General features: G+C 30.0%; 16 protein-coding genes and 1 other RNA gene. 10 read left to right on the top strand and 7 right to left on the bottom strand.

The features are described from left to right. Window positions 1–36: 36 nt before the first annotated feature. The 10 genes from L8U00_RS02320 (at window position 37) to L8U00_RS02275 (ending at window position 10,392) form a co-directional block, all read left to right on the top strand. On the top strand, window positions 37–930 hold the full coding sequence (locus L8U00_RS02320; RefSeq protein WP_263708388.1) for a polyprenyl synthetase family protein: 894 nt from the start codon (window positions 37–39) through the stop codon (window positions 928–930). Continuing rightward, window positions 930–2,237 (top strand): glutamyl-tRNA reductase, encoded by a 1,308-nt coding sequence (gene hemA, locus L8U00_RS02315; protein ID WP_263708387.1) that lies wholly within the window; start codon window positions 930–932, stop codon window positions 2,235–2,237. Before L8U00_RS02320 ends, hemA begins: the two co-directional genes overlap by 1 nt. Then, window positions 2,224–3,924, top strand: a complete 1,701-nt coding sequence (locus L8U00_RS02310; protein ID WP_263708421.1) for a proline--tRNA ligase — start codon at window positions 2,224–2,226, stop codon at window positions 3,922–3,924. The genes hemA and L8U00_RS02310 overlap by 14 nt, the downstream gene beginning before the upstream one ends. Next, entirely contained in the window at window positions 3,921–4,316 is a 396-nt protein-coding gene (locus L8U00_RS02305) for an FxsA family protein (protein ID WP_263706168.1), read from the top strand. The genes L8U00_RS02310 and L8U00_RS02305 overlap by 4 nt, the downstream gene beginning before the upstream one ends. Further along, entirely contained in the window at window positions 4,307–5,233 is a 927-nt protein-coding gene (hemC, locus tag L8U00_RS02300; protein WP_263708386.1) for a hydroxymethylbilane synthase, read from the top strand. The genes L8U00_RS02305 and hemC overlap by 10 nt, the downstream gene beginning before the upstream one ends. Continuing rightward, window positions 5,234–7,027 (top strand): menaquinone biosynthesis decarboxylase, encoded by a 1,794-nt coding sequence (locus L8U00_RS02295; RefSeq protein ID WP_263708385.1) that lies wholly within the window; start codon window positions 5,234–5,236, stop codon window positions 7,025–7,027. It begins immediately after the preceding gene. Window positions 7,028–7,148: 121 nt separating this feature from the next. Continuing rightward, on the top strand, window positions 7,149–7,490 hold the full coding sequence (locus L8U00_RS02290) for a FlaG family protein (RefSeq protein WP_263708384.1): 342 nt from the start codon (window positions 7,149–7,151) through the stop codon (window positions 7,488–7,490). 2 nt (window positions 7,491–7,492) lie between these two features. Continuing rightward, complete coding sequence (gene fliD / locus L8U00_RS02285) at window positions 7,493–9,790, top strand: flagellar filament capping protein FliD (protein WP_263708383.1); 2,298 nt, start codon at window positions 7,493–7,495, stop codon at window positions 9,788–9,790. 18 nt (window positions 9,791–9,808) lie between these two features. Next, the gene (fliS, locus tag L8U00_RS02280) at window positions 9,809–10,180 is read left to right on the top strand and encodes a flagellar export chaperone FliS (protein ID WP_263663313.1); all 372 of its coding nucleotides are present in this window, start codon (window positions 9,809–9,811) and stop codon (window positions 10,178–10,180) included. Further along, on the top strand, window positions 10,177–10,392 hold the full coding sequence (locus L8U00_RS02275; RefSeq protein WP_257941661.1) for a hypothetical protein: 216 nt from the start codon (window positions 10,177–10,179) through the stop codon (window positions 10,390–10,392). The genes fliS and L8U00_RS02275 overlap by 4 nt, the downstream gene beginning before the upstream one ends. Here the strand turns inward: L8U00_RS02275 and rnpB are convergent. From rnpB to rplI, 7 genes are all read right to left on the bottom strand, one after another. Continuing rightward, window positions 10,387–10,711, bottom strand: an RNA gene (gene rnpB, locus L8U00_RS02270) — RNase P RNA component class A. The two genes, L8U00_RS02275 and rnpB, sit on opposite strands and share 6 nt — an antisense overlap. 26 nt (window positions 10,712–10,737) lie before the next feature. Then, window positions 10,738–11,277 (bottom strand): hypothetical protein, encoded by a 540-nt coding sequence (locus tag L8U00_RS02265; protein WP_263702611.1) that lies wholly within the window; start codon window positions 11,275–11,277, stop codon window positions 10,738–10,740. After that, window positions 11,240–12,250, bottom strand: coding sequence for a hypothetical protein (locus tag L8U00_RS02260; protein ID WP_263708382.1), 1,011 nt, complete (start codon window positions 12,248–12,250; stop codon window positions 11,240–11,242). Before L8U00_RS02260 ends, L8U00_RS02265 begins: the two co-directional genes overlap by 38 nt. Continuing rightward, window positions 12,240–13,112, bottom strand: a complete 873-nt coding sequence (gene era / locus L8U00_RS02255) for a GTPase Era (protein WP_263708381.1) — start codon at window positions 13,110–13,112, stop codon at window positions 12,240–12,242. Before era ends, L8U00_RS02260 begins: the two co-directional genes overlap by 11 nt. Next, a complete protein-coding gene (gene hslU / locus L8U00_RS02250; RefSeq protein WP_263708380.1) occupies window positions 13,109–14,428 on the bottom strand; it encodes an ATP-dependent protease ATPase subunit HslU in 1,320 nt (439 codons plus the stop codon). Before hslU ends, era begins: the two co-directional genes overlap by 4 nt. Continuing rightward, the gene (hslV, locus tag L8U00_RS02245) at window positions 14,425–14,967 is read right to left on the bottom strand and encodes an ATP-dependent protease subunit HslV (RefSeq protein ID WP_120759032.1); all 543 of its coding nucleotides are present in this window, start codon (window positions 14,965–14,967) and stop codon (window positions 14,425–14,427) included. The genes hslU and hslV overlap by 4 nt, the downstream gene beginning before the upstream one ends. Then, window positions 14,967–15,410 carry a 50S ribosomal protein L9 gene (gene rplI, locus L8U00_RS02240; protein ID WP_263708379.1) on the bottom strand — a complete coding sequence of 148 codons (444 nt, stop codon included), beginning with the start codon at window positions 15,408–15,410 and terminating at the stop codon, window positions 14,967–14,969. The genes hslV and rplI overlap by 1 nt, the downstream gene beginning before the upstream one ends. Between the last annotated feature and the right edge of the window lie 7 nt (window positions 15,411–15,417).

The following is a 15,417-nucleotide window of genomic DNA, read 5'->3' as shown; positions in this document are numbered from 1 at the left end:
ATAAAATATAATTATAAGAAAACTAAGGAAAGCATAGTGCAAAAGATCGATCAGTATATGCATGAATTTTTATCTGAATTAAATTATGAGCCTATTTTAACCATGAGTTCAAAACTTCAAGGTGGTAAAAAATTACGCTCAAAACTACTTTTAAAAATAGCTGGGGAAAGTGATATTAGCTATAAAATCTGTGCTATTATAGAGTTAATTCATGCTGCAAGCTTATTGCACGATGATGTGATTGATGAAGCAAAATTAAGAAGAGGTGTAAAGTCTATCAATGCACAATTTGGAGCTAAAAATGCTATCATGCTTGGAGATATTTTATACTCAAAAGCCTTCTATGAGCTTTCTTTGATTGATTTAAAATTAGCAAAAATCATTTCTAATGCCGTTGTAATGCTTTCTGTTGGTGAATTAATGGATGTAAATTTAAGCGAAACTTTCAATACTAATAAAAACGCTTATTTACAAATGATATATAATAAAACAGCCATTTTAATCGAAGCTAGTGCAAGGTGTGGGGCAATACTTGCTAATTTAAATGAAGATGATTTTGCAGAATATGGTAAAAATTTAGGTTTAGCTTTTCAAATTGTAGATGATATTTTAGATATCAAAGGTGATGAGCAAACTTTAGGTAAACCTACTATGAATGATTTTAAAGAAGGTAAAACCACTCTTGCTTATATGTATTTACATGAAAAATTAAATCCACAAGATCAAGAAATACTTAAGTCTTATTACAAGAAAGATTTAAGTGTGAATGAGCTTGCTTGGATTAAAAATAAAATGCAAGAGCATGAAATTTTTAATCAAGTTGGCCAAGAACTAAACACTTATGCAAATAATGCACTAAAAGCTATAAAAAAATACAATATAAAAGATTTAGAAGATATTATTAAAAGCATGATAGAAAGGGAATTTTAATGCATTATTACTGCATCAGTTTTACACATAAAAATACAGATATTGCTACTAGAGAAAAACTTTCCTTTTCTAATGAAGATAAAAAAAGAGAATTACTAAAGCTAATCCATACTAATAATAAAATTTTAGAAAGCTTAGTGCTTAGTACTTGCAATAGGGTTGAAATTTTTCTTTTTGTTGGGGATGTTGAAAGCATTAATGAGCATATTTTAAAAACACTTAGTTTGCTTTGTAGAGTTGATAGAGAAAATTTAAGCATCAAGGCTGATTTTTACGAAGATAGCGGAGCCATCCATCATTTATTTTCTGTGGCAAGTTCGCTTGATAGCTTGGTTATTGGTGAAACACAAATTGCTGGACAATTAAAAGATGCTTATAAATTTGCCCTGCAAGAGCAAAGATGTGGTGTGCATATAACTAGAGCAGTTCATTATGCTTTTAAATGTGCGGCAAATGTTAGAAATCAAACTGAAATTTCTAAAAATCCTATTTCAGTTGCTTCAGTGGCGGTGGCAAAAGCTAAAGAACTTGTAAATTTAGAAAATAAAACTGCTGTTGTAGTAGGCGCAGGGGAAATGAGCGAACTAGCCTGTAAGCATTTACTAAATGCCAAGGCTAAAGTATTGATATTAAATAGAGATATACAAAATGCCCAAAAGCTTTGCGAGGATTTAGGTGAAAATGCAAGCTATGAAAGTATTGCAAATTTAAAAGAAGTACTAAATCAATATGAGATATTTTTTAGCGCCACAAACGCTCCACACGCTATCATAACCAATGATTTATTAGAAGAAAAAGATTATAAAAGATATTTTTTTGATATAGCAGTGCCTAGGGATATTGATGTAAAAGCAAATGAAAAAAATATAGTTTATGCTGTTGATGATTTAGAAGAAGTTGTAAGAAAAAATTTAACTCTAAGAGAACACCAAGCCCAAATTGCTTATTCCATAGTAGGTACTATGACAAATGAGTTTTTTCAACATCTAAGCAAACTAGCAACCTTGCCTTTAGTTAAGCAATTACGCTTACAAGCTGATGAAATCGCTAAAGAACAATTACAAAAGGCTATAGATAAAGGATATTTAAAGCACTCAAACCATGAAGAAGCAAGAAAGCTTATAAGACAAGTAATGAATGCATTTTTGCATCATCCTAGCGTAAATTTAAAAAAACTAAGCGGAACTATGCAAAATGATTCAGTAATTAATGCTATGCGTTATGTGTTTGATTTAAAAAATGAAAATATGGAAGGTTTAAACCTTTATAAATGTGAATTTAATTTGGAGAATAATCATGAAATTTAGTAAATTTTATGCCATAAGCACAAAAGAAAATCCAAAAGATGCTACTTTACCAAGTCATATATTTTTAGTTAAAGGTGCCTTTGTAGAACAAATTGGAAGTGGTTTGTATAATTTTTTACCTTTAGGAAAAAGAGTTTTAGATAAGATTAAAAATATCATCAAAGAAGAAATGGATAAAGCAGGGGCTTTAGAAGTAAATTTAAGTTTTAATACCCCAGCTGAACTTTGGAAAGAAAGTGGGAGATTTAATGTTTTTGGTAAAGAGCTTTTACGCTTTAAAGATAGAAAAGAAAATGATTTTGTTTTAGGGCCAACCCATGAAGAAGCTATGGTAGCTTTAGTAAGAAATAAAGTAAATTCTTACAAACAACTTCCTTTACATTTGTACCAAATAGGACTTAAATTTAGAGATGAAGCTAGACCTAGATTTGGACTTTTAAGATGCAGGGAATTTTTAATGAAAGATGGCTATAGCTTTCATACTAGCGAAGCTGATTTAGACAAAGAATTTAATCTTATGCATGAAACTTATAGTAAAATTCTTACAAGATTAGGACTTGAATTTAGAGCTGTTGAAGCTGATAGTGGGGCTATTGGTGGCAGTGGTTCAAAAGAATTTATGGTTTTGGCTAAAAATGGCGAGGATGATATATTATTATGTGAGCATTGTGATTATGCTGCAAATATTGAAGCAGCAAAAAGAGCTAAAAAAAGTTGTGAAGATGAAAGGCCAGAAGCTGACTTTGCTACACAATTTCACACTCCAAATGTAAAAACTATAGAAGAATTAGCGGAATTTTTTAAAATTAACCCTTACTATACTATTAAAGCTATTGCTAAAAAAGCTATTTATGAAAATGAAGAAAAAATTGTAGTATTTTTTATACGCGGTGATGATGAATTACAAGAAGTTAAAGCACTAAATGCAGCAAATGCACTAGAGTTGGCCGATGTAAGTGAAGAAGAATTAGAAAAAGCAGGTTTAGTGCCAGGATTTATCGGCTTTGTAGGATTAAATGGCGTTGATTTTTATATTGATCATGAGCTTGAAAATGAAACAAATATGATTATTGGTGCAAATAAAAAAGATTATCATTTAGTCGGAATCAATGTTGTAAATTTAAATAAAGAACGCTTTAAAGATCTTGCAGCAGTTAAAGAGCATGATCTTTGTCCAAAATGCCAGCACAAACTTAAGCAAAGCAAAGGTATTGAAGTAGGGCATATTTTTAAACTTGGAAATAAATACTCAAAAGCAATGAATGCAAGCTATTTAGATGAAAATGGTAAAGCTCAATTTTTCACTATGGGTTGTTATGGTATGGGAGTGAGCCGTTTGGTTGCAGTTACCATAGAAGCAAGCCATGATGAAAAAGGTTGTATTTGGAATAAAACTCTAGCTCCTTTTGTTTTAGATATTATCGTTTCTAATATAAAAGACACAAAAGCTATGGAATTTGCTGAACAAATTTACACTCATTTTAGTGATAAAGAGATTTTATTTGATGATAGAAATGAGCGTTTTGGTGTAAAGATTAATGATTTTGAATTAATGGGCTTTCCTTATGCTTTAGTTGTAGGCAAGGGCTTAGAAAATGATGAAGTAGAGTTGATCCATAGAAATACCTTAGAAAAACAAGTTTTGAAAACCCAAGAAGTAATTTCACACTTAGAGAAAATTCTATGATGGTAAAAACAAATTTAAGTGCATTTTTGATTTTAGAATTAATCGCTAGTATTTTATTTATAGCCTTTTTTGGTTTTTTAAATTTTTTTATGATAGTTTTTGCAAGTATGTTTTTAGGAGCAATGTTTTTAGCAAAGACTTGGACAAATCTCATCACTATGCAAAATACCAATACAAATTTATTTGGTATGATTAAATTATTTTCTTTAACTATAGTAGGAATTTTGCTTTTAATACCAGGAATTTTAAGTACATTTTTAGGAATTTTACTCTTATTTTTCATGATGATATTAAAATTATTTACAAAACAAAAAAGAAAATATCATCAAACGAACAACGAAGAAGAAATCATAGATGTAGAAATCATACAGGAGCATAAAAAATGCAATTAATCATCGCAACAAGAAAAAGCCAACTTGCATTATGGCAAAGTGAGTATGTAAAAAATAAATTATCTCAAACACATCCTGAATTAGAAATTTCTTTAGAGGGTTTTAAAACTAAAGGCGATGTTTTACTTGATTCACCTTTGGCTAAAATAGGTGGAAAAGGACTTTTCACAAAAGAACTTGAAGAAAGTATGCTTAGGGGCGATTCGCATTTAGCTGTACATAGCTTAAAAGATGTGCCTAGTTTTTTCCCAAAAGGTTTAGTTTTGGCTGCTATTTCCAAAAGAGAAGTGGTAAATGATGCTTTTTTAAGCGAGTATTATGAGAGCTTAAATGCCCTCCCAAAAGGTGCAAAAGTAGGCACTACAAGCCTTAGAAGAAGAATGCAACTTTTAGCGTTAAGGCCTGATTTAAACATCATTTCTCTAAGAGGTAATATCAACTCGCGCTTAGAAAAACTTAAAGCTAAAGAATTTGACGCTATTATTTTGGCTTTAGCTGGTATTAAACGCTTAGGTTTAGATAAAGAAATAAAATACATTAGAGCTTTTGAGCTTGATGAGATGATACCCGCAGCTTCCCAAGGAGCTTTAGGTATAGAAAGCATTGATGATAAACAAATTTTAAAATACCTTGAATGCTTAAATGATGAAAATGCCTTTATAGAAACCCATATAGAAAGAGATTTTATAAAAACTCTAGAAGGTGGCTGCCAAGTACCTATAGGTATTAATGCAAAAATCATTGATGAAAAAATAGAAATTCGCGCCATAGTAGGCTTACCTGATGCAAGTAAAATTCTCAAAGAAAAAAGAATGATTGATAAGCAAGATTACGCAAAAGCGGGCGAGCTTTTAGCTAAAGAAATGATAGCAAAAGGTGCAAAAGAAATTTTAAAAGAAGCAGAGAGTATGATATAAATGCAAAAATTCATAGATCTTTTAGAAAAAAATAATTTATTAAAAACCATTCATGAACCCGTTGATGTTGATCTTGAAATGGCACATTTAGCTTATATAGAAGTTAAAAAAGAAGACTCAAAAGCCTTACTTTTTACTAATGCAGTAAAAAATGGTAAAAAATACGATTATCCTGTTCTTTTAAATACTTTTTGTAATGAAAAAGCTTTAAAATTAGCATTTGGGAAAGACTATGAAGATGTAGCTAAAGAAATTAGATCTTTACTTAAAATGCATATACCACAAAGCTTTGGTGCAAAATTAAATTTTTTCAAAACCCTACTTGATTTAAAAAATATCCCACCAAAACGCATTAAAAAAGATGGAGAATTCAACTATAAAAGCTTAAATTCATTATATGATATGCCTATTTTAAAAACTTGGGAAAAAGATGCTACGCCTTTTATCACCATGGGGCAAGTTTATACTCAAAGTATAGATGGAAAGCAAAATAATCTTGGAATGTATCGTTTGCAAGTAGTTGATGAAAAAACCTTGCTTATGCATTGGCAAATTCACAAAGATGCGAGCCATTTTTTCCATGAGTATAAAAAAGCAAATCAAAAAATGCCAGTAAGCATAGCCATAGGTGGAGATCCTTTATATATTTGGTGTGCTCAAGCGCCTTTGCCAAAAGGAATTTTTGAACTTTTACTTTATGGTTTTATCAAGAAAAAACCTGCCATTTTGGCAAAATGCAAAAGTAACCATCTTTATGTACCTTATGATAGTGACTTTGTAATTGAGGGCTTTGTAGATCCAAATGAATTCGCACCTGAGGGACCTTTTGGAGACCATACAGGTTTTTATACCCCTGTTGAACTTTGTCCTATTTTAAAAGTAGAAAAAATCTTTGCTAAAAAAAATGCGATTTATCAAGCTACTGTTGTGGGAAAACCACCTTTAGAAGATAAATACATGGGACTTGGAACAGAAAGAGTTTTTTTACCTTTACTTCAAACAAATGCCCCTGATTTGATAGATTATAACATGCCTGAAAATGGGGTTTTTCATAATCTAATCTTGGCCAAAATAGAAGCAAAATACCCAGCTCATGCAAAACAAGTCATGCATACTTTTTGGGGAGTAGGGCAAATGAGTTTTGTAAAACATGCTATTTTTGTTGATGAAAATGCGCCTTGTTTGAAAGATTATGACAAACTCATACCTTATATACTCAATCGCTTTGATGAAGAAAAATTACTTATTAGCGAAGGAATTTGTGATCAACTCGACCATGCTTCAAGCACTTATTGTTATGGTGGCAAAGCAGGGCTTGATGCATGTGGTGATGAGAAAAAAGTTGAACTTGAAATTCTAAGCGATGAGGCTTTACTTTCACTTTTTAAAGAAAAAGATCAAAGTATTTTAAAATTAAAGCAATTTTACACTCAAACCTTTGCTCCAGTTTGCGTGATTTTGATAGATAAAAAAGAAAAAATTGTTCAGGTTTTTGAAAAATTACAAACCTGTAAAAAGCATTTTAGAATTTTAGTTTTTTTAGATACAGATGCTATTTTAGAAAATCCTTATATGCTAATTTGGCGTGTGGTAAATAATATAGATGCAAAAAGAGATATATTTATCAAAAAAGATTGCGTTGCGATTGATGCAACAAATAAAGGATCATTAGAAGATTATCATAAAGAATGGCCTTTAATGACAAATTGCTCTAAAGAAGTCATAGATAGACTTATTACAAGAAATTTACTTCCAAATGATGAAAAATTATTCAAAAAGTTTGAAATTTTTTAATTTTAAGCTTTTTGAGAACACTTTTTGCTTATTAATAATATAGATATTTTTAATCTAAATATTAAGTTTTTTAAAATTATGTCGATAGAGTATTTTAAAGTCTTTTAAAAAGGAGTTTAAAATGGACATTGGAAATATTCAAAGGGATGCAAACACAGCACAATTTAATACAAAAAGTACTGGAAAAGTATCTCAAGAAAATCAACAGCAAACTAATTTAAATAATCAAGATGAGAATTTAAATGAAAAATTGAAAAATGCAACAGAAAAACTTAATAATCAAATGGAAACACTAGAAACAAACGTACGTTTTGCATATAATGATAAAATCAATGAAATGTATGTTAATGTAACCGAAAAAGATACTGGTAGGTTAATACGCAAAATTCCTAGTGAGGAAGTTATGAAGCTAATAGAACATTTTCAAGGTGTTATTGGCACTATTTTTGATAAGGAGAGTTAATTATGGCAGTAGGTAGTTTAGGAAGTTTAGGAATAGGTTCAGGAGTTTTAACAAGCGATACATTAAACAAGCTAAAAGAAGCAGAAATGAATGCGCATTTAGGTCTTTATAACTCACAGCTTGAAACTAATACTTCAAGACAAAAAGACCTAGCAGAACTTGAAGCTAAGCTACTTGCGTTTCAAACAGCCGTAAATAGCTTAGGTGATGCTTCGCAATTTAACAAGAAAAAAGTATCACCTAGTGTAAGTGGAGATAGTGCAGCTGCTGGTTTAACAGTAGGATCTTTATCTAATCTTACAAACATGAAAGTTATTGTTGATCAACTTGCACAAAAAGACGTATATCAAAGTAATGGATTTAAAGATAAGACTGCTACTGTAATGGGTAGTTTAGGTATAGAAGGTGTAGATGGCAAAACTTCTTTTACTATTACCCAAGATGGAAAAGATTATAAAATCGATATTGATGAAAGCACTACTGTATCTCAGCTTGCAGAAAAAATAAATGCCGCAACAGGTGGAAAAGTAGAAGCTAAAATAGTTAACACAGGAGATAGAGACAATCCATACCGCTTAGTAGTACAAAGTACTGAAACAGGAACTAAAAATAATATTTCTTTTTCAGGTGATGAAGATCTATTAAATGCTATGGGTTGGGGACTTGATAAAGATAGCATTAGTGCTGGTGGTTTGTATGGTTTTAGACCAACAGGTGCTGGAGAAGAAAATAAAGATAAAATAAGCGGAAATTTTAGTGGAAATCTTGACGAGAAACTACTTGGTCCTGGTGAAAAAACCTCTTTTACTTTTGTTATTAAAAATGGTGAAAGATATGATAGATTTACCATTGATATAGACGAGAACACTACTTATAAAAGTTTAGCAGAAGATTTAAAAAAACAAACCAATGGAAAAGTGGAATTAAGCTTTGGAGAGGGAAATACTTTTACTTTTAGAGCTACCAATGGTGGACAATTAAGTCTTTTTGATGGTGGTTATGCAACTGATGCTGAAGGCAATATAGATCAAGCAAATTATGCTAGAGATAGCAAAGCTACTTCATTATTAAGTGATAAATTTGGCATTACTCTAGATACTAGCACTCCACAAGGCTACAATGTAGCTTCAAATAATGAAAATCATATCCAAAAAGGTATGGACGCTATCTTTAGCGTAGATGGTGTTAAAATGACAAGACCAACTAATACTATCACTGATATAGCTCCAGATGTTACCTTAGAATTAAAACAAAAAGGAGAAATAACTTTTAACGTTTCTCAAGACACTGAAGCACTTGCGCAATCTTTAGAAAGTTTAGTCACTGCTTATAATGATTTAATGATAAATCTTAATGCAGCGACAAAATATGATCCAGAAGCAGGAGTACAAGGGAATTTTGTAGGTGTTAGCGAAATTTATAATATAAAATCTGAGATAAACAATATTTTACTTCAAACTATAACAGTAGATGGAACTGTTACGGTTGGTGATAGTGAAAGTTCAGAAGGGATTGAAGTTTCCTCTAAAGTAAGTTTATCTTTGGCTGATTATGGCTTAACGTTAAACGATGGTGTTTTATCTTTTGATTCAGGAAAATTTAACTCTAAATTTAACGAAGATCCTGAATTAGCTGAAAAATTTTTCGTAGGAAGTAATGGTTTTGAAGATATTGATTTAGCTGGTGATAGAGTAAGTAATCTTGGTAATCAAGATATAGAATTTAAAGAAGGTAGTTTTACTATCACTTATAATGATACAACCATAGATTTAAGCAAAACTCCAAATGGAGATCCTTTTGTATTAACAGGTAAAGATGATATTGAAAAAGCTAAAAATTTGGTTGATCATATAAATAGTTTTGGCTTAGAAGGTTTAGAGGCTAGCTTTGAAATCATTAACCAAGGTAATGAAAATCAACAAATTCAATTTAAAATCAAAGGAACTTCAGGTAGCAACTTAGAAATTCAAGGTGATAATGAATTTTTGAAAAAATTTGGTTTAAGTTCTAGAACCTTATATTCAGTTTATAAAGAAGAAACTGGAACTTTTGGTATGCTAAAAAATACCATGGGTGAAATAATGAGTTCTGAAGGTTCATTTGGAGGTTATAAAGCATCTTTAACAAAAGAATCAAAAAATCTAAATGAAACCATAGAAAGCACTAAAGCTTCCATAGAAAGTAGATATGATACAATGTGGTCAAGATGGGCAGCATATGATGGTATCATTGCACAACTAAATAACCAAGCAAGTGTTATTGCAAATATGATTAATGCAGCAAACAATCAAAATTCTTAAAATAAAGAAAGGGTTTAAATGCTAAATAGTGCAGTTTATAGTGCATATTCACAAAATCAAACTGGTGTAGAATCCCAAGAAAAACTTATAGAAATGTTATACAGTGGGATTTTGCGCTTTTCAAGTAGGATAAAAATAGCTATACAAAATGAAAATATAGAAGAAAGAGTGTATTATGTAAAAAGAGCTAGTGCTATTTTTATTGAATTGTTAAATTGTCTTGATTATGATAAGGGCGGCGAAGTAGCACATTATTTAAGTGGCTTATACACTAGAGAATTACAACTTCTTTCTTTAGCAAACATAGAAAACAGTGAAGCAAGAGTAGATGAAGTAATAAATGTGGTAAAAGGCTTATTAGAAGCTTGGAGAGAAGTACACCAAAAATGAGTGAAAAAAAATGGATTGATGAATTTAAACTAGCTGTCTATACTGAAGATGTAGAAAAAATAGTTAAACTTATGGAAAAACCGGATTATAAAGATTGTCCCAATGAGGCTTTAGCGCTAACTAATGAAGCGATAGCTTTTATGAAAAAAAAGCAAGATGAAATAGCTGTTAATTTACAAAAACTCAAAAAAGCTTCTGCTTATATAAAGTAAAACATGGCTATAAGCCGAGTTCTGTCAAGAACGATCATTTATCTAGACTTGTTTTTACAAACAAGTTCAAGCGAAGGGTTATATTATAAGACAAAAACCACCCCTTCTTGCTGCAGATTGGGTTTACATAGCTAGCTTTGTTACCAAAGCTACTGGTAGGCTCTTACTCTACCGTTTCACCTTTTCCATATAAAATATGGTAGTTTTCTTTCTGTTGCACTTTCCCTTAGGTTGCCCTAGCCATCCATTAGATGGAATCCTTGTCTTATTGCAGCTCGGACTTTCCTCTTCAAAAAGAAGCGATCGCTTGCCATGTTTAGACAAATTCTACCAAAAAAATTATTTTTATACCAGAGCAAAAACAAGATTTAATGTAATTTTTAATTTATTTTCATATTTTACAAGTTCTAAATTTTTAACTTTTATACAAGGATCTAATTTTTGCAAAAACTGCGTTAAAAAAATAAAATCGCCAACAAAACTTAATCTTAATTCATAATAAGCAAAATATTCATCTTGACTTTTGTAACTTTGAATTTGCAAAGATTTAACTCCATTAAGATTCTTTTCTATATCTTTTAAAATACTTTGATAATCTTTATTTATGCTTAAAAACGAGTGATCATTATAAGATATATTTTCATCTTTTTTTAAATCAGAAATCACTTCTTGTTTTTGCTCGTATTTTGTTTGTAAAATATATAGTTCATCTTTTGACAACTTCATTTGTTTTTCAAAATAGTCAAAAACACCCATATAAACCATGAAAAAACCAAAAACAAAAACAACTATCAAAGACAATATAAATTCACGCTCAGATAACTTAGCAAAGATATTTTCTAAATTTTTATAAAGATTTTTCAAAAACAAGAGTGATTTTTCCATTATTAACTTCTTTATTTTTTAATACAAAATGATGCTTTTTAAAATCTTCATAAAATTCATAGTCATTTTTAAGCTCTATAATAAAATCATTATTTTTAACATACAAAGCCTCTATATAAGCTTGATGAGAATTTAAAACTTTTAAAAAATCATAAAAATCTTTATAACAAAGTGCATTTGCATAAAATTTTTGTAACAAATCAACCTTTAACTCATTTTCTTCTTGTAGTTTTTTAAACTCTTGATTTTGCTTTTGATTAATTTTTACCTGTTCTAAAATATCATCTTGCTTTTTTATTAAATTGTCATATTTTGTTTTCTCATTTTCATAAAATGATTTTTGTGTATACAAATACAAAGGATAAGCTAAAGCTAGTAAAACTCCACAAACAAAAGCCAATAAAATCTTAAAACTAAAAGATTTTAAATGATTTATTTTTTCTTTGTTAGTAAAATTAATCTTGACTTGATCGCAATTTTTTAACAATTTTTGATAAAAAATATTACTATTAAATTTATCAAAACTACTAAGATTTTGAGTATCATCTATGCTTATAATGTGCTTATAAGTATTTTTTAATTTTTCATTATATATTTTATCATAAACATTTAATGGTATAACTTTACAATTTTGAAAATCACATCCTAAATACTCCACTAAAACTATGTATTTTTCCTTAAACAATAATGCAAGATTTTCGCTATTTGTGTTATTTTTAAAATACACTTCAAAAAGCAGGGGTTCTGGTATTATATAATCAATATCTAAAATATCTTCATACTTGCACAAGAATACATATGCAAAAGATTTATCTTGAAAATACTTTAGCTTATAAGAAAAATCATCTTTAAGACCAAGCTCCTCAAAGCTCTTTTTTAAAATTTCATCTTCGCTAATAGGATTTGCAAATTTAATATATAAAAGCTTTTCATAAGCAAGAAAATCTTTTAGAATAGTTTTCTTACTCATCATAAAGTATTTTCTTAAGGTTTTGCTCGTTTTTGTGCCAATTTTTCTCAAGTTGAACGAATAATTTTAACATTACCTTTTTTTGTGCCAATTTTTCTATTTTAACCCTAGCTTCTGTACCTATACGCTTAATTGTAGCACCATCTTTACCCAGTATCATTCCTTTGTGAGAATTACTATCTGTAATGATAGCGGCATTGATATAATAAATTTGCTCTAATTCTTTGATTTTTTCTATTTTTACTTCAGTGCTATAAGGAATTTCATCACTTAAATTTTCATATATAGCTTCTAAGATAAAATCTCTATAAATATCCTTTTCATTTGTAGTAGTAATAAACTCAGGATCAAAATAATACGGATGTTCAGGCAAATACTTAATCATCTCATCTAAAAGAATTTTTTTATAAAATTTTTGCTTAGCAGAATAGGGGATAATAGCACTAAAATGTGAGCTAAACTGAGAATACTCACTTAATTTTTTAAGCAAAACTTCTTTTTTTACTAAATCAACCTTATTAATCAACACAATATGTGGTACTTTGGGATTTAAACTTAAAAAATTTTCATAATCTTTAATATCATCGTAAATACTAGCTACAAATAAAATCACATCACAATCAGCAATGCTTTTAATCGCTAAATCAATCATAAGCTGATTCATAACCTTAGAGCTTGCATGCAAACCTGGTGTATCTATAAAAATAAGCTGATGATTTTCATGCATTATGATTGCATTAATCTTTCTTCTTGTAGCGTTTTGCTTATGAGAAACCATAGCAACTTTTTCTTCTAATAAAGAATTTAGGATAGAACTTTTTCCCGCATTAGTTCTACCCACTATGCTTATAAAGCCACTTTTCACAAGATATACCTAGCTAAATCTTTATTTTCTATGATATCTCCAAGCTTAACTTGCACTTTAAAATCGTCTATTTTATATACCTTACCTGCGTATTCATCTGCTTCAAAACTAATATCTTCTAAAAGTTTTTCCACTACTGTATGTAAACGTCTTGCACCAATATCTTGCATTTCTTCATTAGCCTTGCTTGCTATTTTTGCTATTTCTCTAATAGCCTCATCTTCAAAAACAAGCTCTACATTTTCAGTTTTTAAAAGCTCAATATATTGTGTTAGTAATGAATTTTTAGGTCTTGTTAAAATAGCATATAAAGCATCCTCATCTAATGAATCAAGCTCAACTCTTAAAGGAAAACGCCCTTGAAGTTCAGGGATTAAATCACTTGGCTTACTTAGATGAAAAGCACCTGCAGCGATAAATAAAATATGATCAGTTTTTAAAGGTCCAAATTTAGTTTGTATAGTACTACCTTCAACTATAGGAAGTAAATCTCTTTGCACCCCTTCTTTGCTTGGATCTTGGCGGTTTGAATTGGAGCTTGAAACTGCTACTTTATCTATCTCATCGATAAAAATAATCCCTTCATTTTCTGCTCTTCTTAAAGCCTCGCCTTTAATACTTTCCATATCAAGAATTTTCTCACTTGCTTCTTGAGCTAGAGCTATTCTTGCATCTTTTACTTTCATTTCTTTTTTAACTTTTTTATTACCCACACCAATAACTTTTACTATATCTTGCATAGCACCCATTTCAGGTGGTAAATTTGGATTAGTATCAAACACGCTTTGTGAAATTTCAACTTCTATTGTACTATCATCTAAATCACCAGCTTTTAATTTCGCGCGCATTTTTTCTAAAGAATTTTGATATTCTTCTTGTTTTTCTTCACTAACACCCTTTGGTAAAGGCGGTAAAAGTTTTTCTAAAATCTTATTTTCTATAAATTCATTAATCTTTTCTTTGTTTTTTTCTTTTTCTTCATTTTTTACTAAATTTAAAGCAGCATTAGCTAAATCTCTAACCATGCTTTCTACATCACGCCCAACAAAACCAACTTCAGTATATTTACTTGCTTCAACTTTTACAAAAGGAAGTCCCATCATCTTAGCAAGCCTTCTTGCAATCTCTGTTTTACCAACCCCAGTTGATCCTATCATTAAAATATTTTTTGGCATGATATCATCTTGAAGTTCAGAGCTAAGCTGCATTCTTCTATAACGATTTCTTAAAGCAATTGCTATGATTTTTTTGGCATTTTTTTGCCCAATTACATAATCATCTAAAAATTTCACAATCTCTTTTGGAGTTAAATTCATTTATCATCCTCAATTACATAAGTTTTAATATTTGTATTAGTATAAATGCAAATTTCACCAGCTATTTGCAAGCTTTCTTTGACTAATTCCTCTTCATCTAAACTTGAGTGTTTAGCTAAAGCTCTTGCAGCAGAAAGTGCATAATTACCCCCACTACCAATAGCTGCTATAGCGCCATCTTCAGGCTCAACTACATCTCCAGTTCCTGAAAGTAAAAATATATGATCTCTATCCAATACTAGCATCATTGCTTCAAGTTTTCTTAGATATTTATCCTTACGCCATTCTTTCGAAAAATCTATTGCAGCTTTTAATAAATCACCCTTAGAACTAGAAAGTAATTTCTCAAACATATCAAAAAGATTAAAAGCATCAGCAGTGCTTCCTGCAAAGCCTGCTAATACTTTTCCATTATTTAATTTTCTAATTTTAACTGCATTGTTTTTTAAAACAGTATTTCCAAAACTTACTTGTCCATCTCCGCCAATTACAGACTTATTTTTACCTTTATAAGCTAAAATTGTAGTTGCGTGAAACATTATTCTCCTTTAACTTCTAGCTTAAATACAGCATGAATCGCATGACCTAATTTTGCTGAAATTTCATGCACACCAAGTTCTTTTATAGTATCACATTCTAAGCTTTTTTTATCAAGCTCTATGCCTTTTTGCTCTTTTAGTGCATGAGCGATTTCATCTTTAGTAACCCCACCAAACAAGCTTCCATTAGCTCCCACAGGCTTAGCTATACAAATAGTGATTTTAGATAATTCTTCTTTTATTTTTTCCAAATTTGCAAGCTCAAATCTTAAATTTTCTGCCTTTTTCTTTTGCTCTGCTTCATATTGTTTTAAAACTTCATGTGTAGCAGCCTTAGCAAAACCTTTGGCAATTAAAAAATTTTGTCCATATCCATCTTTTACTTCTTTAACTTCTCCTGCTTTTCCTAAGCTTTTTACATCTTTAATCAATAATACTTTCATTGTTTTC

The organism is Campylobacter sp. IFREMER_LSEM_CL2256, assembly GCF_025771645.1.
Classification (GTDB): domain Bacteria; phylum Campylobacterota; class Campylobacteria; order Campylobacterales; family Campylobacteraceae; genus Campylobacter_D.
Note: the sequence above shows the minus strand (reverse complement) of the source record. Positions and strands in the feature narration are given on the sequence as shown.